Here is a 26,746-nt window from a genome sequence, read left to right as displayed (position 1 = left end):
GCTATCGTCGAAAACCGCAGTGTCGGAACAAAAAATACATCAAGATACATTTTAGGCTCTTGCGAATTTCCCTTTAAGATATATTTTGAGGCCATCATGAATTGGAAAGAAATCGAAATGAGAGATATGCATTCTCACAAGCGCGGCAGGGGCCGCGATCATGGCCATGGCATCGAGCGTGGTGAGGGCCGTTGCGGCCGTCGCGGGCATCACCGCGAGCACTATTCTTCGGACGAGTTTGCACCGCGCGGCATGCGTGGCCGCGGCGGGTTCGGAATGGGCCGAGGGCCCGATGGCGACAGCTTTGGCGAAGGTTTCGGCGGCGGATTTCCCGGCGGACGGGGACGCGGGCGTGGCGGCCGTGGCGAAGGCTTTGGCGGATTTGGCGGTGGTTTCGGCGGCGGATTTGGAGGGGGTCCGGGTGGCGGACGCCGCAAACGGTTGTTCGATCAGGCCGAACTCCAGATCCTGCTGCTAGCCTTGATCGCCGAGACGCCGCGCCATGGCTATGACCTGATCCGCGAGATCGAAGGGCTGTCGGGTGGAGATTATGCGCCCAGTCCGGGCGTCGTTTACCCTGCGCTCACTTACATGGAGGAATCCGGGCTGATCGCGCCGGCTAGCGGTGAAACCTCCCGCAAGTCCTATGAAGCAACCGAGCAGGGCAAGGCCCAGGCAGAAGCGGATGCCGATAAGGCGGTTGCATTGAAGGCACGGCTTTCGGCTCTTGCCGAAGCGCGCGAGAAGGTTGATCCCGCTCCGGTGCGCCGGGCGATGCATGCGCTGAAAATCGCGATGTTCGACCGGCTCTCGAAAGATGGCGCCAATCGGGATGTCATCCTGCAGATCGCAGATGCACTCGACGAGGCCACTCGCAAGATCGAAAGGATCGAGGGATGAACAGCATCGCTACCCGTGTCGCGACCGAAAGCGGTGGCAAATACGTCCGTCAGCTTTGCAAGCACTGGAGCCACAAGCTCCAGACCGAAGTGGATGGTGATACCGGAACCGTGACCTTTCCTTCCGCCGTGGCCGTCATGGCTGCGGACGAGGGCGGTATCGCGATCACCATTACCGGTGAGAAGCGCGAGGATGTAGAGGGCCTGACCGACGTGGTCGCGCGCCACATCGATCGCTTTGCTTTCCGTGAGGCCCCGCTCGCTTACGACTGGCAGTGGCAGGAAGCCTGAGTTATCCCGTTATCCCGGACCTGATCTTCCATTGCCGACGATTGGAGATGCTTCGCTGCGAGCGATGAGTCTCTTTGAGAGCGGCCTTCGATCAGGTTCGGGATGAGGGCACTTTCGAAGGCGAGGCGCATGCCTTCTTGCTTGCGAAATGCGCGCTTTTCGCCAAAGAGCGCTGCCATGACTGAAAACGCCCTGATTGAAGCCGCACGCGTGTCCAAGGCCTGGCCCTTCCAGGAGGCCCAGAAGCTCCTCAAGCGTTATCCGAACGGCAAACCCGGCGATGCGCCGATGCTGTTCGAGACCGGCTACGGTCCGTCGGGCCTTCCGCATATCGGCACTTTCCAGGAAGTCCTGCGTACTACGCTCGTCCGCCGTGCCTACGAAGCGCTGACGGGCGGAGCGCCGACCCGTCTTGTCGCCTTTTCGGACGACATGGACGGCCTTCGCAAGGTCCCCGACAATATCCCGAACGGGGAAGTGCTTGCCGCCAACCTCGGCAAGCCGCTCAGCCGCATACCCGATCCATTCGGCACGCACGAAAGCTTCGCGCATTACAACAACGCGATGCTGCGCGACTTCCTCGATCGCTTCGGCTTCGATTACGAGTTCGTCTCGGCCAGCGATCGCTACAATTCCGGCGAGTTCGACGCAGCGCTGACGCGCGTGCTCGAGTGCAACCAGGCGATCCTCGATGTCATGCTGCCGACGCTGCGCGAGGAGCGCCGCAAGACTTATTCGCCGGTGCTGCCGGTTTCGCCCACCAGTGGTGTTGTGCTCCAGGTCCCGGTCGAAGTGCTCGATTCCGCCACCGGCCTGATCCGTTTTACGGACGAGGATGGCACCGTCGTCGAGCAGTCCGTATTCGGAGGAAAGGCCAAGCTCCAGTGGAAGGTCGACTGGGCCATGCGTTGGTATGCGCTCGGCGTCGATTACGAGATGTGCGGCAAGGACTTGACCGACTCGGTGACCCAGTCCGGCAAGATTGTGCAGATTCTGGGCGGTCGTAAGCCGGAAGGGCTGATCTACGAGCTGTTCCTCGACGAGAATGGCGAGAAGATTTCGAAGTCGAAGGGCAACGGTCTCACCATCGAGCAGTGGCTGACTTATGGCACGGAGGAGTCGCTGGGCTTCTACCTGTTCCGTGAGCCCAAGAGCGCCAAGCAACTTCATGTCGGGGTGATCCCCAAGGCTGTCGACGAGTATTGGCAGTTCCGCGGCAATCTCGCCGGTCAGGCGCTCGACAAGCAACTCGGCAATCCCGTGTGGCACCTGCTGCGCGCGAACGGCGAAGATGAAGGTGCTGGCGACACTGTGCCGGTGACGTTCTCGTTGCTGCTCAACCTCGTCGGGGTTCTCGGCGCGGAGGCGACTGCAGAGCAGGTCTGGTCCTATCTCGGTAACTATGTCGCCGATGCCACGCCCGAGGCGCACCCGGAACTGGGGGAGATGGTCCGCGCCGCGCTCGCCACCAATCGTGACTTCATTGCACCTACCCTGAAGCGCCGTGCGCCGACTGCGAACGAGGCCGAAGCGCTGAAGGTGCTGGACGCCGAACTGGAGAAGGCCGGCTCGGAAGCGACCGCAGAAGCGCTTCAGAACGTGGTCTACGAGATCGGCAAGAACGAGACCTATCAGTTCGAGACGCTGCGTGACTGGTTCAAGGCGCTTTACGAAACGCTGCTCGGTTCTTCGCAGGGGCCGCGCATGGGCAGCTTCATTGCCCTTTACGGCGTGCCTGAAACGCGCAAACTGATCGCGGAGGCCCTTTCGGCCGCTGGCTGAACGGAAAGATCGGGGCCTGAATGCACAAGAACCCCAAGACGCCCGAGGAACTCGCCGAAGAGCTGCTCGGGCGTCGGTTCGATGATCTCGACAGGGAGGACCGGGAGGTCCTCAACCGCATTGCGACCGGCAGTATCGTTGGCCCCAATGCCGATGAGCTGGCCGCGCTTCATGCAACCCGCGCGGACCGGCTGGCCGACCGGGTGGCGGCGGTCGGCGGAAGCTGGGGCTTCATCATCGCTTTCGGCGTGGTGCTGTTCGGCTGGATGCTGCTGAACAGCACGATCCTTCAGGCGATCGGAATCAAGCCCTTCGACGCCTACCCCTACATTTTCCTGAACCTGATGCTTTCGATGCTGGCCGCCATCCAGGCGCCTGTCATCATGATGAGTCAGAACCGGCAGGCCGACAAGGATCGGATCACCGCGCGGCACGACTATGAGGTCAATCTGCGCACGCAGCTTGAGATCATCCGGCTGCACCGGCGTTTCGATCATCTCATGGAGTATCTGGAGGCTCGCCGCTCGGCCGAAGACGGCGAGGAGTGTTAGGTCTTTAACTCATGACCCGGTGCCATCGCGTTCAGGACCAGTAACGCGCGCGGAACCACTTCGTGACGACATACTTTACGCCGCGCACCACGGGCCGCGCGGCATGCATGGTCAGGGGGTTGGGAGTACCGTCAGGCAGGGCATTGTTCCAGATCAGGAGCGTTCCCGCGATCGGTTGAACCTTGAGGCCGAGGTGGACGAAGTCCGTCATCCCGCCTTCGTCCACGGTGTTGAGATAGATCATCGCCGTCCAGCTTCGCTGTCCGCCATTACGCTTTTCGCGCGGCCAGTAGGGCGCGCTCGTGTCGAACCAGTCCCAATGCTCGTGGTAGAACTCGCCTCGATTGTAGCGCTGACCCTGCGCGGATTCGCCGCAGGCGCTATCGATCCCGGTGAGTTCGCTCAGTTTTGTGTCGAGTGCGCGGACGATAAGGTCGTTCGGATCGATGTCGCCCGAAAAACTCGTGCGGTAGCCTTCCCAATCCTTTTCTTCGGCCAGGCGGGATGGGCAGGCGACAGCGTCTATCAGGCCGATGAGATGGGAGCAGTGCACCGGCGAGAGGAATTGCTCGGCCGTGTAGATTTCCGCCCCTTCCACCGGAACGCGCCTTATCGCCGGGCTCTCGGACAATCGCCCGCGCACGCTGCTGCCTATCCTCGTCAGGGTTTCGCTGTCCGGATGGATGGTTTTCTGCATGAAGGCAGGCAGACTACGCGCGCGGCGGGGCCAATCAATTGCTGCTATTCACAAAGTTGTGGCTGAATTGCTGGGCTCAAGAAAAACGCCCCCGGATCATGCGATCCGGGGGCATCAGGGATTCTACCAGAAGAAGTCGTAGATCACGTCGACCACTTCGCCGGAATAGGTATCTACCAGCAGTACGTCGTCGTAATACCGGACCCAGCGATAAGGGCCGTAGACCGGCGGCAAACGGTAGGACCACGGATCGTCCAGCCAGTAGTTGCTGCCATAGAACATCGAGCCCAGGGTAAAGCCGATGCTCAGGCGGCGGTACGAATAGCCTCGATAGGGCGCATAGTAACCGCCGATATGATAGGCCGAGCGATTGCGGTCGCGGTAGCGCTGCCAGTCGTAACGGTTGTCGCGGCGCCAGTTATCGCGATCCCAGCGGTGGTTGTCGCCATTGGACCAACGACGATCGTTGTCCCGGCGATCCTTGCCCCATGCGTTGCGGTCGGGACGATTGTCCTTGCCATTCCAGGCGGGCCGATCGTCCGGCCGGTCGTTCCCCGGACGGGTGCCCGGACGGCCATCCGGGCGCCCATCGGGGCGATCACGGCCATTGCCAGCGTTCCAGCGCCGATCGTTGTCGCGGCGGTCGGCATCGCCGCGGTCAATATTGCCCTTGGCTCTTTGCCAGGCGCTAGGGGTGCCGTTTCCTTGCCAGCGGTTGCCGGATTTCCAATTCGGCTGCTGATCGGGGCGCTGCTGACCCTGCTGCGGAGGGCGGGCGTTCGACCAGGAGCGATCCCCTTGCTGCTGGGGGACGGGCCGGGCCTGCTGCTGGCGCTGATCGTTTCCGCGCCATGCGGACTGGGCCTGAGGGCGCTCGGGCGCCTGCGGGCGTGCCATGTCGGGCCGGGCCTGCTGCATCTGCGGGCGCGGGGCTTCGGGGCGCGGTGCGGGGCGAGACGCGCCGCCGTTTCCGCTGGGGCGTTCTCCACCGCTGCGCTCCTGCCGGGGCGCACGATCCTGGCGGGGCTCCGCCATTGCGGCTGCGGGAAGGGCCAGACCTGCTACAGCAATCGCCATTGCGCCGATCGCGCCCGCAGAGAGAAGCCTGCTCGCCTTCAGAGTATGTTCCTTTTTCATTTTTCCGGTCTCCAAACCGGATTTGCCGCCGGGCGATGGCGGTTCATCCTGAGTGTATTCCTATATGAGATGCGCTGTCGCAGAGGTGAACCGTGGTAATGCCTTCTGTTCATCTTCAGTGCTACCGAAATGAACAAGCCGCCGCCCCGGAGTTTCCGGAGCGACGGCTCGTGTTCTTCCGCCGAAGCTGTTCAGCGAAGTGCCGAAATCAGCGCGTCAGCTTCTTGTAGGCGAGGCGGGTCGGGCGATCCGCGGCGTCGCCAAGGCGGCGGCGCTTGTCTTCTTCATAGGCCTCGAAGTTGCCTTCGAACCATTCGACGTGGCTGTCGCCCTCGAACGCGAGGATGTGCGTGGCGAGACGGTCAAGGAAGAAGCGGTCGTGGCTGATGACCACGGCGCAACCGGCGAAGTTCTCGATTGCTTCCTCGAGCGCACCGAGCGTTTCGACGTCGAGGTCGTTGGTCGGTTCGTCGAGCAGGAGGACGTTGCCGCCCAGCTTCAGCATCTTGGCCATGTGGACGCGGTTGCGTTCACCGCCCGAGAGCTTGCCGACGTTCTTCTGCTGGTCGGCGCCCTTGAAGTTGAACGCGCCCACATAGGCGCGGGTCGACATGTCGTGACCGTTGACCTTCATGTAGTCGAGCCCGTCGGAGATTTCCTCCCAGACGTTCTTCTTGGGGTCGAGGTGGTCGCGGCTCTGGTCGACGAAGCCGAGGTGCACGGTCGAACCGATGTCGATCGAACCCTCGTCCGGGGTTTCCTTGCCGGTGAGCAGCTTGAACAGGGTCGACTTGCCGGCGCCGTTCGGGCCGATCACGCCGACGATGCCGCCCGGCGGCAGGATGAACGAAAGGTTCTCGAACAGCAGCTTGTCGCCGTAAGCCTTCGAGATATCCTTGACCTCGATGACCTTGCCGCCAAGTCGCTCGGGCACCTGGATGACGATCTGCGCCTTGCCGGGCTTGCGGCCGGACTGGGCTTCCTGGAGCTGCTCGAACTTGCGGATACGCGCCTTGGACTTGGTCTGGCGGGCCGCAGGCGTCTGCCGCATCCACTCCAGTTCGTCCTTGAGCGCCTTCTGGCGGCCGGATTCTTCGCGGTCCTCCTGCTCCATGCGCTTGGACTTCTTCTCGAGGTAGGTCGAGTAGTTGCCCTCGTAAGGGAAGTATTTTCCGCGGTCGAGTTCGAGGATCCAGTCAACGACGTGGTCAAGGAAGTAGCGGTCGTGGGTGATCATCAGCACCGCGCCGGCGTATTCCTTGAGGTGGTTTTCCAGCCATTCGACGGATTCTGCGTCGAGGTGGTTGGTCGGTTCGTCGAGCAGCAGGATCGAGGGCTTCTGGATCAGCAGGCGGGTCAGCGCGACGCGGCGCTTTTCACCGCCCGAGAGCTTGTCCACCGGCCAGTCGCCCGGCGGGCAACGCAGTGCTTCCATGGCGATTTCAAGCTGGTTGTCGAGCGTCCAGCCGTCAACCGCATCGATCTTGCCCTGAAGGTCGCCCATCTCTTCCATCAAGGCGTCGAAGTCCGCGTCTTCCGGCGGATCGGCCATGAGGTTCGAGATCTCGTTGAAGCGGTCGACGAGGTCGGCGGTTTCGCGTGCGCCGTCCTTGACGTTCTCAAGCACGCTCTTGCTCGTATCGAGCTCCGGTTCCTGCTCGAGGTAGCCGACGGTGATGTTCTCGCCCGCCCAGGCTTCGCCCGTATAGTCGGTGTCGATGCCGGCCATGATCTTGATCAGGGTCGACTTGCCTGCGCCGTTCGGGCCGACGATGCCGATCTTGGCACCCTGGTAGAACTGCAGGTTGATGTCGGACAGCACCGGCTTGGGGGCGCCGGTGAAGGTCTTGGTCATGCCCTTCATGACGAAGGCGTATTGGGCAGCCATCGGTTTCCTCTGGAAATAGGATCTGGATCTGAAAAGTTGCGCTCGCTCTACAGGTGCGAGGCCCCGTTGCCAAGGGCAGGGCCGGACGCCCGGAGCGTGTGGCGCGGCGGTTTACACGGAACGTCCGAAATGTGTCGTGCCGCCGGATTTTCAAGTGGCCGTCATCTGCTGAAAACCGCAGGAAATGCCGGTCGGCCACGACAGGAGGGTGTGAACTTCGGGCAAACGGGAATGTGAAGGGCCATTGGAAGCGGGTTTCGCGGAGAGAGAATGGTCTCAATCCTCTCAGAATTGCGCCGGGTAGGAAAGCGGCCGGGCCGAGGGCGACAAAGGGGCTTGATCGCAAAGCCGGCAGCGGGCAGGGCCTTGCCCCCCCTATCCGATCCCCGACGGAGAAAAAATGCAGAAATTACTAAAGGTTGTCACCGTGTTTGTGGTTGCCGGAGCGGTGATGTTCGGTGGCCGCTGGTACATGTATGTCGCTCAGGGTGATACGCCTTATGATGAAGTCGGCATCGCGCTGAACGGCTATGCCCCCTCGCCGCTACGCAGTTGGGGATGCCACAAGATGCAGGCCCGCTTCCCGGGCCAGTTGCCGCCCTATGGCTGCGGCACCCCCGATGGCCGCAACTGGCTGTAGCAGGAACCACGGGACATGAGCACAATGCACATCCGGCAGGACGATCCCACGGCGGCCCATGTCGCTCCTTTGCTGGAGCATCATCTTCGCGAATTGCAGGAGGTCATGGCCGAACATGCCTTCGCACTCGATGCGAGCGGCCTTTCGGTGCCGAGCGTGACCTTCTGGACGGCGTGGAACGGAGAGATGCTGGCCGGTTTCGGCGCGCTAAAGGAACTGGATGCGCGCCGGGGCGAGGTGAAGTCGATGCGTGCAGCGCCCTCCGCGCGCGGCACCGGCGTGGGGCGGGCCCTGCTCGCCCATATCGTCGAGCAGGCGCGGGCAAGGGGGTACGATTGCCTGTACCTCGAAACCGGCACGGCACAGCTCCATGTCCCGGCGATTTCGCTTTACCGGAGCGCCGGCTTTATCTCGTGCGAGGCATTTGCCGATTATGAGCCGAGCCCGCACAACCAGTTCATGCGGCTTGATCTGGTGCCCTGATCGAAACCCGGCTGGCCCCCCGGTCCGGGATCGAGATGGACCGGTTGGCAGGAGCGACGGGGCGCGTTAGGCATCTGTCATGCAACGCAGATTCTCCCCAGCGGCGCTTCTCGCCGCCTCCTCGCTCCTTGCCGCCGCTTCGCTCCCGGTTCCCGTTCTGGCCACGCCTGCCGAAGGCTCGGGCGTTGCCTGGGAAATCGTCGAGGGGCTGACCACCGAGATCGGTGCGCGGCTCGCCGGTTCGCCCGAAGAGGGGCAGGCCCGCCTCTGGGCAGAGGCCAAGCTCAACGCGCTGGGTTTCCAGAACGTCAAGATCGAGCCGTTCAAGACCCTCGTCTGGACGCGCGGAGAGGAACGCGCGAAGCTGACCGCACCTTATGCGCATGCGCTGGCAATCACCGCCCTTGGCCTTTCGGCTCCCACTCCGGCCAAGGGCCTTCAGGCCGAACTCGTCTACTTCCCCACGCTCGATGCCCTGCGCGCGGCGCCTGACGGATCGCTCAAGGGCAAGATCGCCTTTGTGGACCACGCCATGCGCGCGGCGCAGGACGGCTCGGGCTATGGCCCTTACGGGGATGTACGCCGCCGGGGGCCGTCGATCGCTTCCCAGAAGGGGGCTTCGGCCATCGTCATCCGCTCGGCCGGTACCGACAGCCATCGCAATCCGCACACTGGCGTCACTGTCTTTGCAAAGGACGTGGCCGCCATTCCGGCTGGCGCGGTCTCCAACCCCGATGCCGACCTGATCGCCCGCATCGCCAAGCGCGGCAAGCCGATGAAGATCGACCTGACGATGCTCGGCAAGCCGTTTCCCGATGCGCCTTCGGGCAATGTGATCGCCGACCTGCCGGGGCGCGACCCTTCGCTGCCGAAGATCGTGCTCGCCTGCCATCTCGATTCGTGGGACCTGGCGACGGGTGCGATCGACGATGCATCGGGTTGCGGCATCGTCACCGCAGCCGCGCTTGCCGCGCAGAAAGACGGCAAGACCCTGCGCACGATTCGCGTGCTCTGGGCGGGTAACGAGGAAATGGGCGTCACCGGCGGTGGCAGCAAGGCCTATGCCGAGATGCATGGCAATGAACCCCATGCCGTGGCGATGGAGAGCGACTTCGGTGCCGACAAGGTGTGGCAGTTCCGCCTGACCCTGGCCGAAAGCAACAAGGCCGTGGCCGAGAAGATCAAGGCCGCGCTCTGGCCGATGGGCATCGTCCAACACGACGGCGCGGCCACCGGCGGAGCGGACGTCTCGGCCATCATCGCCAGGCAGGAACTGGCGGTGGTCGATCTTGGGCAGGACGGGATGCACTATTTCGACCTGCATCACACGCCCGACGACACGCTCGACAAGGTCGATCCGGCAGCACTTCAGCAGAACGTCGACGCCTGGACGGCGGTGCTCAAGGTGATCGCTAACGAGCCGGGCGAGATCGCCCGCGTGCCCGGATCGAAGGGCGAAGGCTGACGGGGAGGGAAGGGGGCTATTGCCCCCTTTCTGACGGTGGCGCCACGATCGCGCCGGAAGACGGATGGCTTCGTCTTGCCGAGGTCGTGCTACTTCATCGCTTGAATGAGGCCGGCAACCTCCACCAGCCGCCGCGCCTGTTCCAGGTGGAGCAGCTCTGTCATCTTGCCGTCCACCCGGATCGCGCCCTTGCCCTGGTTCTCCGGGAGGGCGAACGCCGCGATCACGGCCTGCGCCCATGCGAGATCGGTCTCGCTTGGGGAGAAGACGGTGTTGCAGGGCTCGATCTGCGCGGGGTGGATCAGGCTCTTGCCGTCGAAACCGAACATCAGCCCCTGGCGCGCTTCGGCCTCGAACAGGCCGAGGTCGCGAAATTCATTGCATACGCCGTCGAGGATCGCGATCCCCTCGGCGCGTGCAGCGGCAACCGCCATCGACAGGAAGGGCAGGAACGGCGTGCGGCACGGCGTGAGCTGCGCCCGCATCTCCTTGGCAAGGTCGTTGGTGCCGATGATCCAGAGCGACAGCCGCGTGGTGCGGGCCATGGCGGCGATCCGGGGCAGGTTGCCCACGCTTTCGCAGGTCTCGATCATCGCCCAGAGCTGCATCTGCGGGGCCGCGCCAAGGAGCGCCGCATCGTACCGGGCGATATCCTCGGGCGAATTGACCTTGGGGACGAGCACGGCCGCGGCCTGCGATCCGGCGATGGCGGCAAGGTCGGCCGCGCCCCATTCGGTATCGATGCCGTTTGCGCGGATCGCGACTTCGCGGTGGCCGAAGCCCCCTTCGGCAACGGCGGCGATGGCGGCGGCGCGGGCCTCCTCCTTCGCTTCGGGCGCCACGGCGTCTTCAAGGTCCAGCACCACCACGTCGCAAGGCAGCGTGCGCGCCTTGGCCAGGGCCTTGGCGTTGGAGGCGGGCAAATAGAGCGCGCTGCGGCGTGGGCGATGGGCGGTATCGGAAGCTGAGGCGGTCATCGGTAGGGTTTCCTCGCAGTTGCCGGACGCATTGCGGAGAGGGGCCGGCAGGTCAAGGCTGCCCGGGCGCTGACCACGGGGGCGATTGGCGCGGGGCGGAATTCGCGCCACGGACAAGCGAGAGGTTATTCGGTGATGCAATCGTTTGAAACATGCGCTAACGACTGATTCGTCGTTAACGATCGTTCGCATGAGTGATCGAATTAAGCGTGGGCCGGAACTTTTCGGCTGCTGCTGCGATAGCCCTTTACGGGTCGCATATCGTCCCGCGACCGCTCCGGATACAGGCGCGGCGCGGGACGGTAATTTGCCCTCAGCCGGCTGGTTCCAGGATTTTCTCCAGGATTATTTCGCTTTCCTGCCATAGCTTTGCGGCCGCAATATCATCTTGCGCCTGAGCTGCCGGTTGCTCCTCCGCCAACTCGTGGAAATAGCGTCCGCCTTTGCCGCCTAGTTCCTCGGCAGTGGCCAGCCAGACGATCGTTCGCGCGGGTTGCTCGGGCGCTGCGCATTCGTTGGCGGCCATGTAGCTCTGCATCGCCTCGTCGCCGTGGCTGGCGAAGTTCGAACCGACCCGGCCGGGATGCATGGAAAGCGCGACAATACCCTTGTCGATCAGCCGGCGATCCAGTTCGCGCGTGAACAGCAGGTTGGCTAGCTTGGCCTGGCAGTAGGCGGCACTGGCTTCGAAGGCGGTTTTCATCATCAGATCGTACCAGCGCATCCCCGCACAGGCGCGGTGCCCGCTCGACGAGACGGCGATCACCCGCACCAGTCCCGGAGGTGCATCCCCGGCCGCGCGTTCGAGCAGCGGCTGGAGTTCGCGCGTGAGCAGGAACGGGGCGAGGTGATTGGCCGCGAACGTGGATTCGAGGCCTTCGGAGGTCTCATGCCATCCATCCCGCACGCCGCCCGCATTGTTGACGAGAACATCGACCTTGTCGGTCAACGCGCGAATTTCCCCAGCGACGCGGCGGACCTCGTGCATTTCGGCGAAGTCGCCCCGGAGCATGTCGATGCGGGCGGCTCCCGTTCCGGCAGCGCGGATTTCGGCCTCGGCCTGTTCGCAGCGGCGGGGGTCGCGTCCCGTGCCGATAACGTGCCAGCCCATGCGTGCGAAGGCCTGCGCGGTGGCCTTGCCGATGCCGGAACTGGCGCCCGTGACGACCGCGCATCGCTGGCGGGCATCGGACTTTTCGGCGGGCGGCTTGCTGAGGTCCGGCTGGCCGTCTGATTGCGACATTATCGTTACTCTCCCTTTGAATTCTCGCTCAGCGCGGCTCCGCGCCCCGGAGGAACAGCCGCACCGCGAAGCGTACCCTGCGGTCCACATCCTGCGCCGGAAGCTCGTTCCCCGAAATCAGGAAACGTACGGGGGCGCTGACGACCATGCTCATGAAGACATTGGCCGAAAGCATCGCATCCTCGATGGCGAGTCGCCCGGCGAGGGTCTCTTCCTCCAGAAGTGCTGCGAGGAAGCGCACGGTGGGCAGGGCGGCGATTTCGTAATAGGTCTGGAAGATGTCCGGGAAGCGATAGGCTTCGGTATTGATGAGGCGCTGCAGTTTCACGCCCTCCGGCGTTCCGGCCAGCTGAATGCGCAGCAGCGCGATCCGCACGAGCGTTTCTTCCAGCGTATCGGCGCGCGTTGCCTCAATCGCCTCGAGGCTCGCCGCGCGGCGTTCCGTTCCGCGGCGGATTGCGGCGCGGAACAGCGCGGCCTTGTCGGGGTAGCGAGCGTAGACGGTCCGCTTGGTCATGCTCACTTCGGCGGCGATGGCCTCGATAGTGGTGGGCTCGAACCCTTTGTCGAGGAAGTTTTCGAAGGCGCAGTCAAGCAGTTGCGCGTGGCGGGCCTGCGCCTGTTCCCGCGTCGGGCGTCCCGCACGAACGGCGACTGGAGCGGAAGTGGCGGCTTCGATCACGTCGGTCTTTTCGGTCATTTCGGCATTGGAACCGATCGGGCTTGCGCTGCCAAGGGGATCGTGAATAATGAAACGCATGAGTTGCCATTAATCGAGTCGCGGGCCGATGTCCATCTGGACCGGGCCGCGAAGAAAAGAACGGGAGAGCACCACATGGCCGAAGCCGCCGACAAACTCATGGCCCTTGTCGCCGATCCGCAGCGTTTTACCTTCAGCGCCGAAGAACTGCGGGCCACGCAGGTCGCCGCGCTGGATGAGCGTTTCCAGGAGCGCAAGGACCGTATCAGGCTGCTTGGCCTGCGTGCGCGTGACGCCGGGGTGGAGAGGATTGGATCGGTTGCGGAGGTGGTGCCGCTGCTGTTCCCGCACACCGCCTACAAGTCCTACCCCGAGGGTTATCTGATCGAGGAACGCTGGGACCGGCTGACCAAGTGGCTCGGCACGATCTCGCCCTATCCGATCGAGGGGCTGGATCTTGATGGCATCACCGGGATCGATGACTGGATCGCGCGGCTGGCGGCGCTGGGCCATTTCATCTCGTGCTCCAGCGGTACCACCGGCAAGTCCGCCATGCTGATCGCCTCGCAGAAGGACATGGACTGGTCGAAAATCGATACGGTCAACGTCTTTGCTTGGGGTTCCGGCGTGGCGCCTGCGCAGGACCGCCTCATCGTCGGCTGCGCGCCGGTCGCCACGGTGCCCAAGAACGCGACGATAGCGCAAGCCCAGTACGAGGCTTTCGCCAATCCCGAGTATCCGCGCTGGAGCTATCCGGTGCCGCCGATCACCGTGGGGTCGCTGACCTCGATGGTGGTCATGCGCAAGAAGATCGCAGAGGGCACGGCGCGCCCCGAGGAGATTGCCGCCTTCGAGGAGACTTCTGCCGCGCGGGGGAGGGCAGTGGCCGACGCCATTCCGGCCACGGCGCAGTTCATAATCGAGAATCGCCATCGCAAGCTCCAGCTCTCGGGTCTCTGGAGCGGGCTATGGCAAGTGGCCAAGGCGGTGCGGGATGCGGGCTACGGCAGGGACGATTTCGATCCGGACAACTCGATCTACGTAGGTGGCGGGTTGAAGCGTGCGCAACTTCCTGATGATTATCAGGAATATGTGTTCGATACCTTCAACATTCCCGAGGATCGTCACTTTCAGAACTATTCCATGCAGGAACTGAACTCCGGCATGCCGAAGTGCCGGGAGGGCGGGCGCTATCACGTGCCGCCGTGGGTGGTTCCGATCCTCCTGGACAAGACCGGTGACAATGCGCTCGATCATGGACAGGGCGAGATGGAGGGCCGCGCTGCATTCTTCGATCTTTCGCTCGACGGGCGCTGGGGCGGCATCATCACCGGGGACCGGATTTCGCTGGACTACAGCCCCTGCAAGTGCGGCAACCACGGCCCTTCGGTCCGGGACAACATCGTTCGTTACGCGGACCTGGAAGGTGACGACAAGATCGGTTGCGCCGGTACGGTCGATGCATACGTGCGAGGTGTGGCATGAACTCTGTTATCCAACCTATTGAAAATGAAGAACTCGTTTCCGCGCCGTTCTTCCTGCGCGGCGAAGTGCTTCACGGCACCGATGTGATCCAGACATCGCGCGACCTTGGCGTTACCTTCGCGACCCCGCGCATACCCTTCGACCGGGCTGTGCCGCCGCGTACCGAGGTGCCGCCCCTGCTCAATGTTCCGCTGGACGAGATCATCGACTTCCTCGTCGAGACCGGCCAGCGGCTTACCGCTGCCGACAACGATCACATGCAGGAATGCATCGAGAGGATGTGCCGCACGCATATCCTGCCGCGGGCGGTGGTGGAGAATACCGCCCGCCATGCCGCGGCCTATCTCGACAAGAAGGTGCTTCGGGCCGAGGTCGAGCAGAACTTCCCCGATCCGCGCGCGCTTGATGAATGGGTGCCCAAGGAGGATTTCACCGGCCGCAGAAGCTTCGTGCGCGCCTTCGCGCCGCGCCTGATCCATGTCCTGCCGGGCAATTCGCCCGGCGTGGCGGTAAAGTCGGTGGCGCAAGGCTCGATGGTCAAGGCGATCAACCTGTTCAAGATGAGCAGCGCGGACCCCTTCACCATGGTCGCGATCCTGCGGACCATGGCGGATATCGACCCGAACCATCCGATCGTCCGCTCGATGTCGGCGGTCTACTGGCGCGGGGGTGACGACGCGACCGAGCGCGTGCTCTATCGCCCGCAGTACTTCGACAAGATCGTGGCCTGGGGTGGCGGCGATGCTATAAACAATGTTATCAAATATTTGGGTCCAGGATTTCAGCTCGTTTCGTTCGATCCCAAGACGTCGATCTCGTTCGTGGGGCGCGAAGCCCTGGTGGATGATGAAACGGTAGATCGGGTTGCCGATCTCTGCTCGGCGGACGTCATGACCCTCAATCAGGAGGCTTGCGTCGCCAGTCGCTTCCAATTCGTGGAAGGCAGCGAGGCGGACGTGGACCGTTTCTGCGAGCGTCTGCACCATCACGTTGCCCGGCGCGCCGCCGAAAGCGGCGATGTCCGCCCGCTGGACCGCGACATGCGTGAGGCGGTGGAGATGATGATCCTGATGGACGACGAATACGGCGTCTGGGGCAGGACCGACGGCAAGGGGCTGGTGATCCGCTCGGATGAGCCGGTGGATTTCCATCCGATCAACAAGACCGCCAATGTCGTGCGGGTGGACAGTCTCGACGAGGCGGTGAAGTGGATCAACGTCGCCACGCAGACCGTGGGGTTCTACCCTTTCGACCGGATGGCGGACTACCGCGACCGGCTGGCGGCGGGCGGCGCGCAGCGCGTCGTCCATCTGGGCGAGGCGGGGCCTTCGACGATCGGCAACCCGCACGATGCGATGTATCCTCTCCACCGCTTCGTGCACTGGATGGCGCACGAGGATGGAAAGGCGCCGGGCTAAGGGGAATTGCCCGGGCGATACCGGCACGATGCCTGATGGCCTGCCGGTACGATCCTGTTACTCAAGCTGGAAATGCGTGAATAACAGAAAAAGGGAGTTCGGCGATGAAGGGTGCAAGGCTGGCAACGCGTATCTGCGGGGTGATCGCAATCGCGGCTGGGGCTGCCGGGGTTGCCATGGGTCAGGCGCAAGTCGCGGCGCCTGCCCAGAGTTCGGTTTCCCCGTCCGATGCCAACAAGGCGGCGATGGCGGAGATAATGCGCCACGGCAGCTACCTTCCGCGAGGCGGCGCGCCGAACAGCCTGCTCTATAACCCGGCGCCCCCGGCACCTGGCTCCGCAGCCATGGCGCGGGACGAAGAGGCGGCGAAGGCGGCCCTCGCCCTGCATGGCACGCCGCGCTGGGAACAGGCCAAGATCGATGCCGATCTCTTTACGCCGAAACTCACCGATACGTTTTCCTGCGCTGCCGGTTTCCGCATCGGCGCGGACACCACCCCGCGGGTTCAGGCCCTGCTGTTCAAGGCCATGATGGACTTCGGCCTCGCCAGCTATCCCACCAAGAATCATTATAAGCGGGCGCGTCCGTTCATGGAAAACGGCAAGGCGATCTGCACGCCCGATCAGGAGGGGATCCTGCGCAAGGATGGCTCCTACCCCTCGGGGCACAGCGCCATCGGGTTCGGCATGGGGCTGATCCTTGCCGATCTGGTGCCTGATCGCGCCGGAGAACTGGTCGCGCGGGGGCGTGCCTTCGGGGAGAGCCGCCGGATTTGCAATGTTCACTGGCTGAGCGATGTCGAGGAAGGAAGGATCGTTGCGACCACTGTCTTCGCCCGTTTGAATGCCGAACCGGCTTTCACCGCCGATATCGCTGCTGCGCGGGCAGAACTGGCTGAAAAGCGCGCCTCGTTGCCCGTACCGGACTGCGCGCGAGAAAACGCGGCGCTGGCGATGTAATCGTACCGGCGAAACCTGCACGCGCCCAGGCTCTCGGCCCTATGCCAGTGCACGGGCGCGCGATAGGCAATGGTCAAAGACATTCGCAAAGGATCGAGAAAGACCATGGCCGTTGAAATCCTGCTCCCCAAGATCGGCTTCTCCATGCAGGAAGGGCAGATCGCAGAATGGCTCGCCAAGGACGGGGACGCGGTTTCCGAAGGTCAGCCGCTTTTCTCGCTCGAAGCGGACAAGTCGACCAACGAGGTGGAAGCGCCGGCTTCGGGCACGCTCAAGATCGTGGCCGCCATCGGTGAAACCTACGAGGTGGGAACCGTACTCGGCTACATCGAGTAAGAGGGGTAATTCCAACCGATAATGGCAACGGGGAAGGGGGCTGGACAGGCCCTCTTTCCAGGTCCAGATTGCGCCTCATGCGCAAGACTTTTTCCGCCGTCGCCGCCGCTCTGGCTCTCGCTTTTTCTGCCGGTGCCGCCGATGCGGCGCTGCCGGTCGGCGCCAAGGCGCCCGCCTTTTCGACGCAGGGCGCGAAGGGCGGCAAGGCCATGTCGTTCGATCTCAAGGCGGCGCTGAAAAAGGGGCCGGTCGTCCTCTATTTCTACCCCAAGGCCTTCACACAGGGTTGCACGCTGGAGGCGCATGCCTTTGCCGATGCAACGGATGATTTCGCCAAGCTCGGTGCCACCGTGGTGGGCATGTCGAACGACGATCTGCCCACGCTCCAGAAATTCTCGACCGAAGCCTGCCGCGACAAGTTCGCGGTTGCCGTTGCCACGCCGGCGGTGATCAAGGCCTACGACGTTGCGTTGAAGCGCGAAGGCGCGCCGGCCGGCATGACCGATCGTACCAGCTATGTGATCGCGCGGGACGGAAGGATCGTCATGGTCCATTCCGACCTCGACTATCGCGACCACGTGAAGCTCACGCTGGAAGCGGTCAGAAAGCTTAAGGGCTGAGAGAGCCTTTCACGGCTCTTGAACAGCACCCCCATCAGCGGGTAATAGCGCCGCTTTCGCACGGCTTGCCTGACGATGGGCATCGCGCGCGCTTTACTTACGTCGCCACTGCGCTATGCGCGGCGCTCGTTTCTGGGAGTTTGAAGTCATGCGTGCCGAAGGGCAGGCCCACATTGCGCGTATCGAGAAGGCCCTCGCGCTGGTCCGCAAGTTCCTCGACTGGGACCGCGCCCTGCGCCGGTTCGACGAGCTGAACGCGCGCGTCGAAGACCCCACGCTCTGGGACAAGCCCAAGGAAGCCGAAGCGGTGATGAAGGAACGTCGCCGTCTCGAAGCCTCGATCGGCGCCGTGAACGACATCAGCCGCGAGATGCAGGACGCTGTCGAGTTCGTGGAACTGGGCGAGATGGAAGGCGACGAGGATACCATCAACGAGGGTATCGCGACGCTGGCTGCGCTGGCTGACCGTGCCGACCAGGACAAGGTCACCGCGCTCCTCTCGGGTGAGGCGGACAGTAACGACACTTATCTCGAAGTTCACGCCGGGGCCGGCGGAACCGAAAGCCAGGATTGGGCCGAGATGCTCCAGCGCATGTACACGCGCTGGGCGGAGCGTCATGGCTACAAGGTCGAACTGGTCGATTATCACGCCGGTGAAGCCGCGGGCATCAAAAGCTGCACGCTGCTCATCAAGGGCGAGAACGCCTATGGCTATGCCAAGACCGAGAGCGGCGTCCACCGCCTGGTCCGCATCAGCCCTTACGACAGCTCGGCGCGCCGCCATACGAGCTTCTCGTCGGTATGGGTCTATCCGGTGATCGACGATACTTTCGAGATCGACATCAACCCGTCCGACCTGAAGATCGATACCTATCGCGCTTCGGGTGCCGGCGGGCAGCACGTCAACACCACCGATTCGGCCGTGCGCATCACGCACCAGCCATCGGGCATCGTCGTGGCGAGCCAGATCGACCGTTCGCAGCACAAGAACCGTGAAATCGCGATGGGCATGCTCAAGGCACGCCTGTTCGAGGAAGAAATGCGCAAGCGTGAGGAAGCCGCCAGCGCCGAACACGCGAGCAAGAGCGATATCGGCTGGGGCCACCAGATCCGTTCCTATGTGCTCCAACCCTATCAGCAGGTGAAGGACCTGCGCACCGGTGTCGTCTCGACCGCGCCCGGCGACGTGCTGGACGGCGCGCTCGATCCGTTCATGGCCGCTGCCCTGTCGCAGCGCGTCACGGGCGAGAAGGTCGAGGTCGAAGACGTAGACTGAGTTCGAAGCGCGTTCGGACCGCAGCTTGGCAGCCGATTTTGCCAAGCGCGGGCCGAACCGCTAAAGGGCCGCATGCGCTTGTCATCCCGCCTTGTCTGTCGCGCCGCCATCGCGGTCTCGACGCTTGCTCTGGGGCTTGCCCTGGGGGCGTGCCATCGCGAGCCGGTGGACGAATCGCGCCCTGAAACCGCGCGGGCCTTTCCGGTGGCGGATCGCCCGATTTCCAAGACGCCAGACGGCGCCGTCGGCACCGAAGTCCAGCGTGACAGCATGAACGAGGCGCAGGTCGTCATGGACCTCGCCCGGATCGAGCCGGGCATGAGCGTGGCCGATCTCGGCGCAGGCGAGGGATATTACACGGTTCGTCTGGCCCAGCGCGTCGGCTCCAAGGGGCGCGTGCTGGCTGAGGATATCGATCGTGAAGCGAACGAGCGGCTGGGCAACCGCGTCATGCGTGAAGAGCTGGAGAACGTCTCCATCAAGCTCGGCACGCAGGATGATCCCAAGCTGCCCGAAAACAGTTTCGACCGTGTCTTCCTGGTACATATGTACCACGAGGTCACGGAGCCTTACGCCTTCCTCTGGCGCCTGCGCCCCGCGCTGCGCAAGGGAGGCCGCGTGGTCGTGGTCGATGTCGACCGCGCGAGCGACAGCCACGGAATTCCACCGCAGCTGCTTTTCTGCGAATTCGCGTCCTTGGGCTTTCGTTTGACGGAATTTGTCCGTAAGCCGGAGTTACAAGGCTACTACGCGCAGTTCGAGGTCGCAGGAGCGCGGCCGGAACCCGCAAACATCGTACCTTGCCGGATGTCCGGCAACACCACGGCGCAAAAGTAGTGAGCGTCAGTAGCACAGGGCGTATATAAGGCCGCTGAACCAGCGTGCCCGACGCCGGGGGAAAGACGAAAGAGAAGATGGGTTTCAAGGGTCTCAAGCCGATTGTCTATGGTGGACGCGAAGTCTGGCCGCTCGTCGAGGGCGGCAAGGGCGTTGCCGCGACCAATCACATGAGCTCGGGCGCCTGGGCGGCGGCTGGCGGCATCGGCACGGTCAGCGCCGTCAATGCCGACAGCTATGACGCCGAAGGCAAGATCGTCCCGCAGGTCTACAATGCCCTGACGCGCAAGGAACGCCATCAGGAGCTGATCGACTACGCCATCGACGGCGCAGTCGAGCAGGTTCGCCGTGCCTACGAGATTTCCGGTGGCAAGGGTGCAATCAACATCAATGTCCTGTGGGAAATGGGCGGCGCCCAGGCCGTGCTGGAAGGCGTGCTGGAAAAGACCAAGGGAATGGTCACCGGCGTCACCTGCGGCGCGGGCATGCCTTACAAGCTGTCCGAGATCGCCGCGCGTTTCAACGTGAACTACCTGCCGATTGTCAGCTCCGCCCGTGCTTTCCGCGCGCTGTGGAAGCGTGCCTATCACAAGGTCTCTGACCTGATGGGCGCGGTGGTCTACGAGGACCCCTGGCTGGCCGGCGGTCACAACGGCCTGTCCAACGCGGAGGATCCTCTCAAGCCGGAAGATCCCTATCCCCGCGTGAAGGCGCTGCGCGATACCATGCGTGCAGAAGGCATTCCGGACAGCGTGCCGATCGTCATGGCCGGCGGTGTCTGGTTCCTGCGTGACTGGGAAAACTGGATCGACAATCCTGAACTCGGCTCGATCGCGTTCCAGTACGGCACGCGCCCGCTGTTGACGCAGGAAAGCCCGATCCCGCAGGCGTGGAAGGACCATCTGCGCACGCTGGAACCGGGCGACGTGCTGCTGCACCGCTTCTCGCCGACCGGGTTCTATTCCTCGGCCGTGCGCAACCCGTTCCTGCGGAACCTCGAAGCGCGTTCGGAGCGCCAGATTCCCTATTCGAAGGTCGAGGCCGGAGAGCACACCGTGCGTCTCGACGTCGGCGTGAAGGGCAAGAACTTCTGGGTCGCGCCCAAGGATCTCGACCGTGCGCGCAGCTGGTCGGCCCAGGGGTTCACGGACGGCCTGCGGACGCCTGACGATACGATCATCTTCGTCAATCCGGCCGAGCGTGACGAGATCCGCAAGGATCAGGCGGACTGCATGGGCTGCCTGTCGCACTGCGGGTTCTCTTCGTGGAAGGATCACGACGACTATACCACGGGTCGCCTTGCCGATCCGCGCAGCTTCTGCATCCAGAAGACGCTTCAGGACATTGCCCATGGCGGCCCGGTCGACGAAAACCTGATGTTTGCGGGCCATGCGGCCTACAAGTTCAAGCAGGACCCGTTCTATTCGAACGGCTACACGCCGACGGTGAAGGAACTGGTCGACCGCATTCTGACCGGCGACTGATCGAAGCCGGTGACGGAAAAAGGAAAAGGGCGGCTTTGGGCCGCCCTTTTTCGTTTCCCGCCCTAGGGGCGCGCGTCCCTTGCTTCGCAAATCTAAAGGCGGAACGCAAAAGCGGCGGAAAGCACATCGTGCTCCCGCCGCTTATGTTCAAACGCGTATGTCTTGCGGTCAGATGCGTGCGGTGTTCGCAGCGCTGAGTACTGCGCGGACGCTGGCGGTGGCCACGTCCTCGTCGATGCCGACGCCCCAGATCACGCGGCCATCGGGGGCCACGCATTCCACGTAGGCCGCTGCACGCGCGTCGGAGCTCTTGCCCATCGAGTGCTCTGCATAGTCGCGCACGTCGAGCGTGACACCGAAGCTCTCGGCCAGCGTGGCCGTAACCGAAGAGATCAGGCCGTTGCCGCGTCCGGATACCGACTGCTCCTTGCCGTCCACGCCGATCTTACCGGCGAAGACGCGGGTGCCGTCGGCGGCCTTGGCTTCTTCCCAGTCGATGAGCTGGAAGTGCTGCGGGTCGTCGATGCGGTAGGCCTTGCGGAAGACCTCCCAAATGTCCGAGGCCTGGAGTTCGCGGCCCAGTTCGTCAGCCAGTTCCTGCACATGCTTCGAGAAGTGCGCCTGCATGCGCTTGGGCAGTTTCAGGCCCTGGTCCTGTTCGATCACCCAGGCGAAACCGCCCTTGCCGGACTGCGAGTTGACGCGGATCACGGCTTCGTAATCGCGGCCGAGATCGGCGGGATCGATAGGCAGGTAGGGCACGGACCAGATTTGGTCGTTGCGCTTTTCCTGCGCGGCGAAGCCCTTCTTGATGGCGTCCTGGTGGCTGCCCGAGAAGGCGGTGAAGACCAGTTCGCCGCCATAGGGATGGCGTTCGCCGACCTTCAGCTGGTTACAGTATTCCACCGTCTGGATCACTTCGTCGATGTCCGAGAAGTCCAGCTCGGGGTTCACGCCCTGCGTGTACATGTTCATTGCCACGGTGACGAGGCAGCAATTGCCGGTACGCTCGCCATTGCCGAACAGGCAGCCTTCGACCCGGTCCGCGCCAGCCATCAGGCCCAGTTCGGCGGCAGCGACGCCGGTGCCGCGGTCGTTATGGGTGTGCAGCGAGATCACTGCCGATTCGCGGTTCGGCAGGTTCCGGCAGAAATACTCGATCTGGTCGGCATAGACGTTGGGCGTTGCCGCCTCGACCGTTGCCGGCAGGTTGAGGATGATCGGATTTTCCGGCGTCGGCTGGAGAATTTCCATCACCGCCTCGCAGACCTCGATCGAGAAATCGAGTTCGGCGGTCGAGAAGGTCTCGGGCGAGTATTCGAACTGCCACTTGGTGGCGGGATACTTCGCCGCCTGATCGCGCAGGATCCTGGCGCCGCCTTGCGCGATGCCCTTGATCTCTTGCTTGTCCATACCGAACACCACGTTGCGCCACAGCGGCGAGACGGCGTTGTAGAGGTGGACAATCGCGGCGTGGACGCCTTCCAGGCTCTCGAACGAGCGGGTGATCAGGTCTTCCCGCGACTGGGTCAGCACCTGCACCAGCACGTCTTCGGGAATGCGGTCGTTCTTGACGAGGCCGTTGATGAAGTCGAACTCGGTCGCACCCGCGCTGGGAAAGCCGACTTCGATTTCCTTGAGGCCGACCTTGACCAGCAGGTCGAAGAAGCGGTTCTTCTTTTCGGCGCCCATCGGGTCGATCAGTGCCTGGTTGCCGTCCCGCAGGTCGGTCGAGAGCCAGCGCGGCGCCTTGGTGATGACCTGCGAGGGCCACTGGCGGTTCGGCAGGTCGATCTGCGGGAAGGGACGGTACTTGACCGAGGGGTCTTGCAGCATGGTCATGGGTAATCTCGCTCGGAAAAACTTCTTCGGTTAAAAGGCTTGCCGGTCCAGTTCAGGCCGGTCTTTCCGGGTCCCCTTGAGCGCCGAGCGCGCCGCAGGACCGACGCGTCAACTCACGCCCAAGGGCGGGTAAGTCGCAGGGTAAGGCCTAGAAGAAGGTTCATTGCCGGAGCCTATGGGCATTCGCTTGGTCGATGTAAAGCGAAAAGGGCCTTTTCCTTCCCGCAGAGGACGACGCACTTCATGATCTAGGCAGGCGGAACCCTGTCGAGGAACAGACGGTCGAGCACGCTCCAGGGCAGCATCCAGAATACGGCGACAAGTGCCGCGCAGACGATGCCGAGCCACGGGGATACGAAAGTCAGCGGAATGCCGAGGGCATATACTGCCGAAGCGGCGATCCCCTTGCGGTGCGAGGCCTTGTGATAGCGGCGGCTGGCAGCGGTGCGTGTGCCGGTGGCCGCGATCCGTCCTTGCAGCAGGACATAGGCGAGGGCAGGCGTCAGCATCGTTGCCAGATAGAGCAGGGTCGCCTCGCGACTGAAGTGATGCTCGCCGAGATAGGCGGTGGAGAAGGGGATCAGCGAGAGGGTGAACAGCAGCAGCATGTTCGACCACAGCAGCCCGCTGGTCACGACCCGCGCATGGCCGAGCAGGCGGTGGTGATTGACCCAGTAGATCGCGACGTAGGCATAGCTCAGCACATAGGCGATGAAGATCGGCCAGAGTTGCCAGAGCGCCTTCAGTCCCTCGGTGACCGGGGTTTTCAACTCCAGCACCATGATGGTGATGATGATGGCGAGCACGCCGTCCGAGAACGCCTCGACGCGGGCGAGGCCGTCCTCGCGCTCGATATCGTCAGCTTCGTTCATCCGGGGCTCCGTTACATTCCAGCAATGGTGCTTGGAGGAGCGGAGCGCCCGGATCAAGATGTCAGATGGTATGGGATCAGGTGCAGGTGAAGCCCTTGATCTTGCCGTCATCGCCGACCTGGACGTTCAGGCGGTCGGGCCGGTAGTCCATGGTCACGGCAGAGCCGGGCCTGATGACGCGCATCGGCTTGTCGCCGCGCGATGCGGTGATTGCGGCGATAACCTCGTCGCTGGCAGGCTGGCCTACGTAGGAAGCGAACTGTTCGGCGCCGCAGCTCGGCTCCATCGACGGCGGGGTTGCATCGGCCACTTTGTCGTTCCCGGTACTGGCGCAGGCAGAAAGGGCGAAGAGGGCCGTGGCCAGGGTGATAGTCGCGGTCAGTCTGGTCTTCATGCCGATCTCCTTTCGAGCGTTCATGCCATGAGCCCATGGCGCATGGGCCGTGAACGGTCGATGACGCTTATTGCTTCTCGAAGGCGGCGTTGATGACCAGTACGGTTTCGTCGGAGACCACCGGCACGTACTTGGAAACGCCGAAGTCGGAGCGTTTGATCAGGGCGCGGCCGAGGAAGCCGATCGAATCCTTCTTGCTCATCGGGTTCTGTGCGGCGCCGAAGAAGCGCGCGATAATGGTGATCGGCTTGCTGACACCGTGGAGGGTCAGCGTGCCGTCGATCGAGGCGCTATCGGGCCCGCGCGGCGTGACCGACGTGGCGACGAAAGTGGCAGTCGGGAACTTGCCGGCATCAAGCCAGTCGGCGCTGACGAGTTCTTCGGAAAGCTTGCTGCTGGTCGTCTGCACGGAGGTTGTGGGGATGGTGACGCTGAGCTTGGTGGCCGACAGCTTGTTGGGATCGAGCGTCAGCGAACCGCTCGCGCCCGAGAACGTGCCGGCGAAGGGCGAAATGCCCATGTGCGAGACGCTGAAGGTGACTTGCGTATGGGCCGGCTCAACGGCGTAAGTCCCGGCCTTGACGTCGGCGGGGGTGCCCGATCCGTGCAGCATTTCCATGCGGTCGCGTCCACCGCCGGGGCCAGGCTGGGCGATGACGGGGGCCGCAAGCGCGGCAGCGGCAACCAAAGCGAAAGCGATATGCGGACGGCGCATCGGGTCTGCTCCTGAACAAAAGAGGCGGCGCATTTCTGCGCCGCCTCCGATGTTTCGTCAAACGCCAAAGCGTCTGGACGGAACTTAGTTCTTCGCCTTGTCCACCAGCGCGTTGGCGCCGATCCAGGGCATCATGGCGCGCAGCTTCGAGCCGGTTTCCTCGATCGGGTGACGCTTGGCGGCGATGCGCGAAGCCTTCAGTTCCGGCTGGCCGGCGCGGTTGTCCAGCACGAAGTCCTTCACGAAACGGCCCGACTGGATGTCTTCCAGAACGCGCTTCATTTCCTTCTTGGTCTCTTCGGTGATGATGCGCGGACCGGTCTTGATGTCGCCGTATTCGGCGGTGTTCGAGATCGAGTAACGCATGTTGGCGATGCCGCCTTCATACATCAGGTCGACGATCAGCTTCAGCTCGTGGAGGCATTCGAAATAGGCCATTTCCGGTGCGTAACCGGCTTCGACCAGCGTTTCGAAGCCGGCCTGGACCAGCGCGGTGGTGCCGCCGCAAAGCACGGCCTGCTCACCGAACAGGTCGGTTTCGCATTCCTCGCGGAAGTTGGTCTCGATGATGCCCGAACGGCCGCCGCCGACGCCCGAAGCGTAGGCCAGAGCGACGTCCTGCGCATTGCCGGTCACGTCCTGATGGATCGCGACGAGGCAGGGCACGCCGCCGCCCTTGACGTATTCGCCGCGAACGGTGTGGCCCGGGCCCTTCGGCGCGATCATGATCACGTCGATGTCGGCGCGGGGCTCGATCAGGCCGAAGTGGACGTTGAGGCCGTGGGCGAAGGCGAGTGCCGCGCCGGGCTTCAGGTTCTCATGGATGTCGGCGGCGTAGATCGCGGCCTGATGCTCGTCGGGGGCGAGGATCATGAGAACGTCGGCCCATGCGGCCGCTTCGGCGTTGGCGAGCACCTTGAAGCCGGCGCCTTCGGCCTTCTTGGCCGAGGGCGAACCCGGACGAAGCGCGATGGCCACTTCCTTGACGCCCGAGTCGCGCAGGTTCTGCGCGTGGGCGTGGCCCTGGCTGCCGTAGCCGAGGATCGCGACCTTCTTCTCGGTGATCAGGTTGATGTCGCAATCGGCGTCGTAATAGACCTTCATCGTAGTACCCTTTCGACGGCCCGTTCCCGTAAGGCGGGGCCTGATTGATATGCGCCGTGGGCGCGTGGTTCGTTGTTTCCGGCACCGTGTGCCGGAGGATGGATTAAGCTCGGTTCTAGGCCTCGTGCGGCCCGCGGATCATGGCGACGATGCCGGTGCGGCCGACTTCGACAAGCCCGAGGTCGCGCATCAGCTGCACGAAGGTATCGATCTTGTCCGGCGCCCCGGTGAGTTCGAAGATGAAGCTCCCGGTGGTGGTATCGACTGCCTTGGCGCGGAAGATATCGGCCAGACGCAGTGCCTCGACGCGCTTTTCGCCGAGACCGGCCACCTTGATAAGCGCCAGTTCGCGGGCGACGTGCGGACCGACTTCGGTCAGGTCCACCACCTTGTGCACCGGTACCAGGCGTTCGAGCTGGGCGTGGATCTGGTCGATCTGGCTCGGCGGGCCGTGGGTGACGATGGTGATCCGGCTCACCGCGTGGTTCTCGGTGATGTCGGCCACGGTCAGGCTGTCGATGTTATAGCCGCGTGCGGTGAACAGGCCGGCGATCTTGGCGAGAATGCCCGCCTCGTTATCGACGGTGATGGTGAGGACGTGGCGTTCCTCGGCCTCTTGCTTGATGTGCATCATGATATGTCTTTCGGATC

General features: G+C 63.4%; 27 protein-coding genes. 15 read left to right on the top strand and 12 right to left on the bottom strand.

Annotation, left to right across the window (positions count from 1 at the left end):
• Positions 1 to 276 precede the first annotated feature (276 nt).
• From ACXJ16_RS06005 to ACXJ16_RS05990, 4 genes are all read left to right on the top strand, one after another.
• Positions 277 to 900 (top strand): PadR family transcriptional regulator, encoded by a 624-nt coding sequence (locus tag ACXJ16_RS06005; RefSeq protein WP_082370566.1) that lies wholly within the window; start codon positions 277 to 279, stop codon positions 898 to 900.
• Positions 897 to 1,190, top strand: a complete 294-nt coding sequence (locus ACXJ16_RS06000) for a DUF2218 domain-containing protein (RefSeq protein ID WP_054441652.1) — start codon at positions 897 to 899, stop codon at positions 1,188 to 1,190. The genes ACXJ16_RS06005 and ACXJ16_RS06000 overlap by 4 nt, the downstream gene beginning before the upstream one ends.
• Before the next feature lie 177 nt (positions 1,191 to 1,367).
• Positions 1,368 to 2,972 (top strand): lysine--tRNA ligase, encoded by a 1,605-nt coding sequence (locus ACXJ16_RS05995; RefSeq protein WP_324694877.1) that lies wholly within the window; start codon positions 1,368 to 1,370, stop codon positions 2,970 to 2,972.
• A gap of 20 nt (positions 2,973 to 2,992) precedes the next feature.
• Positions 2,993 to 3,523 (top strand): DUF1003 domain-containing protein, encoded by a 531-nt coding sequence (locus ACXJ16_RS05990; RefSeq protein WP_324694879.1) that lies wholly within the window; start codon positions 2,993 to 2,995, stop codon positions 3,521 to 3,523.
• A gap of 31 nt (positions 3,524 to 3,554) precedes the next feature.
• Here ACXJ16_RS05990 and ACXJ16_RS05985 read toward each other — a convergent pair whose 3' ends face one another.
• From ACXJ16_RS05985 to ettA, 3 genes are all read right to left on the bottom strand, one after another.
• Positions 3,555 to 4,220 carry a 2OG-Fe(II) oxygenase gene (locus ACXJ16_RS05985; protein ID WP_324694881.1) on the bottom strand — a complete coding sequence of 222 codons (666 nt, stop codon included), beginning with the start codon at positions 4,218 to 4,220 and terminating at the stop codon, positions 3,555 to 3,557.
• A gap of 123 nt (positions 4,221 to 4,343) precedes the next feature.
• Positions 4,344 to 5,357 carry an RcnB family protein gene (locus tag ACXJ16_RS05980; protein WP_463921595.1) on the bottom strand — a complete coding sequence of 338 codons (1,014 nt, stop codon included), beginning with the start codon at positions 5,355 to 5,357 and terminating at the stop codon, positions 4,344 to 4,346.
• Between the two features lie 208 nt (positions 5,358 to 5,565).
• On the bottom strand, positions 5,566 to 7,245 hold the full coding sequence (gene ettA / locus ACXJ16_RS05975; protein ID WP_132468762.1) for an energy-dependent translational throttle protein EttA: 1,680 nt from the start codon (positions 7,243 to 7,245) through the stop codon (positions 5,566 to 5,568).
• Positions 7,246 to 7,645: 400 nt separating this feature from the next.
• Here ettA and ACXJ16_RS05970 point away from each other — a divergent pair, with 400 nt between their 5' ends.
• From ACXJ16_RS05970 to ACXJ16_RS05960, 3 genes are all read left to right on the top strand, one after another.
• The gene (locus ACXJ16_RS05970; RefSeq protein WP_054441663.1) at positions 7,646 to 7,885 is read left to right on the top strand and encodes a hypothetical protein; all 240 of its coding nucleotides are present in this window, start codon (positions 7,646 to 7,648) and stop codon (positions 7,883 to 7,885) included.
• 15 nt (positions 7,886 to 7,900) lie between these two features.
• Positions 7,901 to 8,368, top strand: coding sequence for a GNAT family N-acetyltransferase (locus ACXJ16_RS05965; protein ID WP_463921592.1), 468 nt, complete (start codon positions 7,901 to 7,903; stop codon positions 8,366 to 8,368).
• 79 nt (positions 8,369 to 8,447) lie between these two features.
• Positions 8,448 to 9,833: a M28 family peptidase gene (locus tag ACXJ16_RS05960; protein ID WP_463921591.1), complete on the top strand. Its 1,386-nt coding sequence runs from the start codon at positions 8,448 to 8,450 to the stop codon at positions 9,831 to 9,833.
• 89 nt (positions 9,834 to 9,922) lie between these two features.
• On the opposite strand, the gene ACXJ16_RS05955 is transcribed toward ACXJ16_RS05960, so the two are convergent.
• The 3 genes from ACXJ16_RS05955 to ACXJ16_RS05945 form a co-directional block, all read right to left on the bottom strand.
• Positions 9,923 to 10,810 carry an HpcH/HpaI aldolase/citrate lyase family protein gene (locus ACXJ16_RS05955; RefSeq protein WP_463921590.1) on the bottom strand — a complete coding sequence of 296 codons (888 nt, stop codon included), beginning with the start codon at positions 10,808 to 10,810 and terminating at the stop codon, positions 9,923 to 9,925.
• A 313-nt stretch (positions 10,811 to 11,123) separates the two neighbouring features.
• Positions 11,124 to 12,053: an SDR family NAD(P)-dependent oxidoreductase gene (locus ACXJ16_RS05950; protein WP_463921589.1), complete on the bottom strand. Its 930-nt coding sequence runs from the start codon at positions 12,051 to 12,053 to the stop codon at positions 11,124 to 11,126.
• Positions 12,054 to 12,081: 28 nt separating this feature from the next.
• Entirely contained in the window at positions 12,082 to 12,813 is a 732-nt protein-coding gene (locus ACXJ16_RS05945; RefSeq protein ID WP_463921588.1) for a TetR/AcrR family transcriptional regulator, read from the bottom strand.
• Positions 12,814 to 12,888: 75 nt separating this feature from the next.
• Here ACXJ16_RS05945 and ACXJ16_RS05940 point away from each other — a divergent pair, with 75 nt between their 5' ends.
• From ACXJ16_RS05940 to ACXJ16_RS05905, 8 genes are all read left to right on the top strand, one after another.
• On the top strand, positions 12,889 to 14,238 hold the full coding sequence (locus ACXJ16_RS05940) for a hypothetical protein (protein WP_463921587.1): 1,350 nt from the start codon (positions 12,889 to 12,891) through the stop codon (positions 14,236 to 14,238).
• Positions 14,235 to 15,656: an acyl-CoA reductase gene (locus tag ACXJ16_RS05935; RefSeq protein ID WP_463921585.1), complete on the top strand. Its 1,422-nt coding sequence runs from the start codon at positions 14,235 to 14,237 to the stop codon at positions 15,654 to 15,656. The genes ACXJ16_RS05940 and ACXJ16_RS05935 overlap by 4 nt, the downstream gene beginning before the upstream one ends.
• Before the next feature lie 104 nt (positions 15,657 to 15,760).
• A complete protein-coding gene (locus ACXJ16_RS05930) occupies positions 15,761 to 16,615 on the top strand; it encodes an acid phosphatase (RefSeq protein WP_324694899.1) in 855 nt (284 codons plus the stop codon).
• A gap of 105 nt (positions 16,616 to 16,720) precedes the next feature.
• Positions 16,721 to 16,951: a biotin/lipoyl-containing protein gene (locus ACXJ16_RS05925; protein ID WP_185997494.1), complete on the top strand. Its 231-nt coding sequence runs from the start codon at positions 16,721 to 16,723 to the stop codon at positions 16,949 to 16,951.
• Positions 16,952 to 17,028: 77 nt separating this feature from the next.
• Complete coding sequence (locus ACXJ16_RS05920) at positions 17,029 to 17,571, top strand: peroxiredoxin (protein ID WP_324694902.1); 543 nt, start codon at positions 17,029 to 17,031, stop codon at positions 17,569 to 17,571.
• A gap of 148 nt (positions 17,572 to 17,719) precedes the next feature.
• A complete protein-coding gene (gene prfB / locus ACXJ16_RS05915) occupies positions 17,720 to 18,847 on the top strand; it encodes a peptide chain release factor 2 (RefSeq protein ID WP_132468765.1) in 1,128 nt (375 codons plus the stop codon).
• Between the two features lie 72 nt (positions 18,848 to 18,919).
• Complete coding sequence (locus ACXJ16_RS05910; protein ID WP_132468766.1) at positions 18,920 to 19,684, top strand: class I SAM-dependent methyltransferase; 765 nt, start codon at positions 18,920 to 18,922, stop codon at positions 19,682 to 19,684.
• A gap of 77 nt (positions 19,685 to 19,761) precedes the next feature.
• Positions 19,762 to 21,168, top strand: a complete 1,407-nt coding sequence (locus ACXJ16_RS05905; RefSeq protein WP_054441687.1) for an NAD(P)H-dependent flavin oxidoreductase — start codon at positions 19,762 to 19,764, stop codon at positions 21,166 to 21,168.
• Between the two features lie 168 nt (positions 21,169 to 21,336).
• On the opposite strand, the gene leuA is transcribed toward ACXJ16_RS05905, so the two are convergent.
• The 6 genes from leuA to ilvN form a co-directional block, all read right to left on the bottom strand.
• Positions 21,337 to 23,010 carry a 2-isopropylmalate synthase gene (gene leuA, locus ACXJ16_RS05900; RefSeq protein ID WP_054441689.1) on the bottom strand — a complete coding sequence of 558 codons (1,674 nt, stop codon included), beginning with the start codon at positions 23,008 to 23,010 and terminating at the stop codon, positions 21,337 to 21,339.
• Positions 23,011 to 23,258: 248 nt separating this feature from the next.
• On the bottom strand, positions 23,259 to 23,882 hold the full coding sequence (locus ACXJ16_RS05895; RefSeq protein WP_324694907.1) for a TMEM175 family protein: 624 nt from the start codon (positions 23,880 to 23,882) through the stop codon (positions 23,259 to 23,261).
• Positions 23,883 to 23,958: 76 nt separating this feature from the next.
• Positions 23,959 to 24,276 carry an I78 family peptidase inhibitor gene (locus tag ACXJ16_RS05890; protein ID WP_185997491.1) on the bottom strand — a complete coding sequence of 106 codons (318 nt, stop codon included), beginning with the start codon at positions 24,274 to 24,276 and terminating at the stop codon, positions 23,959 to 23,961.
• Between the two features lie 67 nt (positions 24,277 to 24,343).
• Positions 24,344 to 24,991, bottom strand: a complete 648-nt coding sequence (locus ACXJ16_RS05885) for a YceI family protein (RefSeq protein WP_324694910.1) — start codon at positions 24,989 to 24,991, stop codon at positions 24,344 to 24,346.
• Positions 24,992 to 25,075: 84 nt separating this feature from the next.
• A complete protein-coding gene (gene ilvC, locus ACXJ16_RS05880; RefSeq protein WP_054441697.1) occupies positions 25,076 to 26,095 on the bottom strand; it encodes a ketol-acid reductoisomerase in 1,020 nt (339 codons plus the stop codon).
• A gap of 115 nt (positions 26,096 to 26,210) precedes the next feature.
• On the bottom strand, positions 26,211 to 26,729 hold the full coding sequence (gene ilvN / locus ACXJ16_RS05875; protein WP_054441698.1) for an acetolactate synthase small subunit: 519 nt from the start codon (positions 26,727 to 26,729) through the stop codon (positions 26,211 to 26,213).
• Between the last annotated feature and the right edge of the window lie 17 nt (positions 26,730 to 26,746).

Source organism: Novosphingobium sp. TK71 (assembly GCF_055361505.1).
The sequence above is the reverse complement of the archived record's forward strand: the minus strand, read 5'-3'. Positions and strand labels throughout refer to the sequence as shown.